Raw genomic sequence first — 1,746 nt, 5'->3', positions numbered from 1 at the left:
TATGACCCACGTATGAATCAATAGCATAATCGATAGCTTTTGATGCACCATAAGCTACTAAAAACCCTCTAAGACCACCATTTACTTCTTTAATTTCATTTACGTTTAATTCACGCATAATGTTATACTCCATGTATCCGACGCTTTTTAGTTAAGTCGTCGGGTTGTTAATATGCTCCCCTCCAATAAAGGTGAGCGGTTAATAGGCTGGCTTTAGCTGCTCGCTAAAGTTAACTAAAGCTGGCCGTCTTTTCCGGTTGTTTGCATTTAGCAAACCACCAGAACTTTTAAATTTTTCTTTATTTTATAAAACGCTACACTTAACTTACGCGCCCTTTTAGACTGTACAGAGGTTCGAGTAACCACTCGATCAATGTGCGCTGCTCTAACATAATATCCGCCTCAAACAACATACCGCTTTTCAGTTCAAATGCTTTACCATAGGCCTGCATTTGTTGTTGGCTGAGTGTCGCTCGCAAACGGTATACTGGCTCTTGTAATGCGATAGGCAGACGTACTTCGTTTGGGGTAATGAGTGCCTTATCTATACGGCTTATTTTACTGTTGATAAAACCAAAACGCTGATAAGGGAAAGCATCAAAGCGTAACCGCGTATCATTACCAAGGGCGACAAATCCTGCCGAACGAGTAGGCAGTAGTAACTCGGCTACCAGCTCTGAACCCTCGGGGATTATATGTAGCAGCGGTTTTGAAGAAGAAAGCGTTTCACCTTCTACCACTTGAATACCAGTAACAACACCGCTGTTACTGGCTGTTATGGTATATTGATAGTTACTTTTAATTTGTGTGAGCTGGTTTTGAATATCTGCTTGCTGCCGTTTAAGGCTATTTATACGCAGCGTATATTGCTGGGGTACGTTGGCAATGCTAAAGCTTAGTTGGCTTAACTGGTTTTCTTGCTGCATCAGCAAACGCGCTAGGTTTTGTTTTTCTTGCTTAGCATCTAAGAGGGCTTGCTGTTGTTGCTCACGCTCTATGTTTGATAAAAAGCCATTTTTATTAAGCTGGTTAAGGTTACTTTGTTGGCGGTTAAGTAGCGCTAGTTTTTCATCAGTCAGTTTAAGTTGGCTTTGTAATGCAGCTTGCTCATTAGTAAGTGCACGTTTTTGCGTTTGTAAGTTAAGTGACTCTTGCTTTTGTAGGGTGTGGTTTTGTGTAATTTCGTCATTAAGCAGTTGTATTTGCATACTTAGCTGTTCAACTAGCTGAGTACTCAAGGCTATGCCTTGGCTGTTATTTTGCTGCACAATGATGGTCGCCAACGGCTGACCTTTAGTAACAGCATCGCCCTCTTTTACCAACAACTGCTCAATCATGCCACCTTGATTAGCAAAGCTTTTAATTACCCCTTTATTGGGCATTAAAAACCCCCTAACTGCTTCCTTGCGTGAATACTCTGCTGTAAATAAAAAGGCTATTACAACAATCGAGATACATACCAAAATAAACACGGTCAATTTTATTGATAGCGGCTGTGCAAGCGAAATCACTCCTGTTAAACGTTCACTTTGTTGAACGACAGCTTCCTTTCTAAATAGCATCCTGTTGGTTCACTAATATTGTTCTAATTTATATTACACTAGAATTAAATTAACAATAAATCAACATAGAACATTAAAACTAATCATTAATGCAAAAAAATGAATTTTATTATGATCAAATAAAAAATATTAGCTCGATAAAATCGTCATCGGCAGGCTCAATATTGGATTTTCTGAATCGGCA

1 protein-coding gene is annotated in these 1,746 nt (G+C 39.3%); it reads right to left on the bottom strand.

All coding sequences use genetic code 11. The features are described from left to right. Positions 1-320: 320 nt before the first annotated feature. Positions 321-1,562 carry an HlyD family efflux transporter periplasmic adaptor subunit gene (locus AABI99_RS18230; RefSeq protein WP_338367534.1) on the bottom strand — a complete coding sequence of 414 codons (1,242 nt, stop codon included), beginning with the start codon at positions 1,560-1,562 and terminating at the stop codon, positions 321-323. Positions 1,563-1,746: the final 184 nt, after the last annotated feature.

Origin of the sequence: uncultured Pseudoalteromonas sp. (genome assembly GCF_963922945.1) — a bacterium.
In the GTDB taxonomy this organism is placed as follows: Bacteria; Pseudomonadota; Gammaproteobacteria; order Enterobacterales; family Alteromonadaceae; genus Pseudoalteromonas.
The sequence above is the reverse complement of the archived record's forward strand: the minus strand, read 5'-3'. Positions and strand labels throughout refer to the sequence as shown.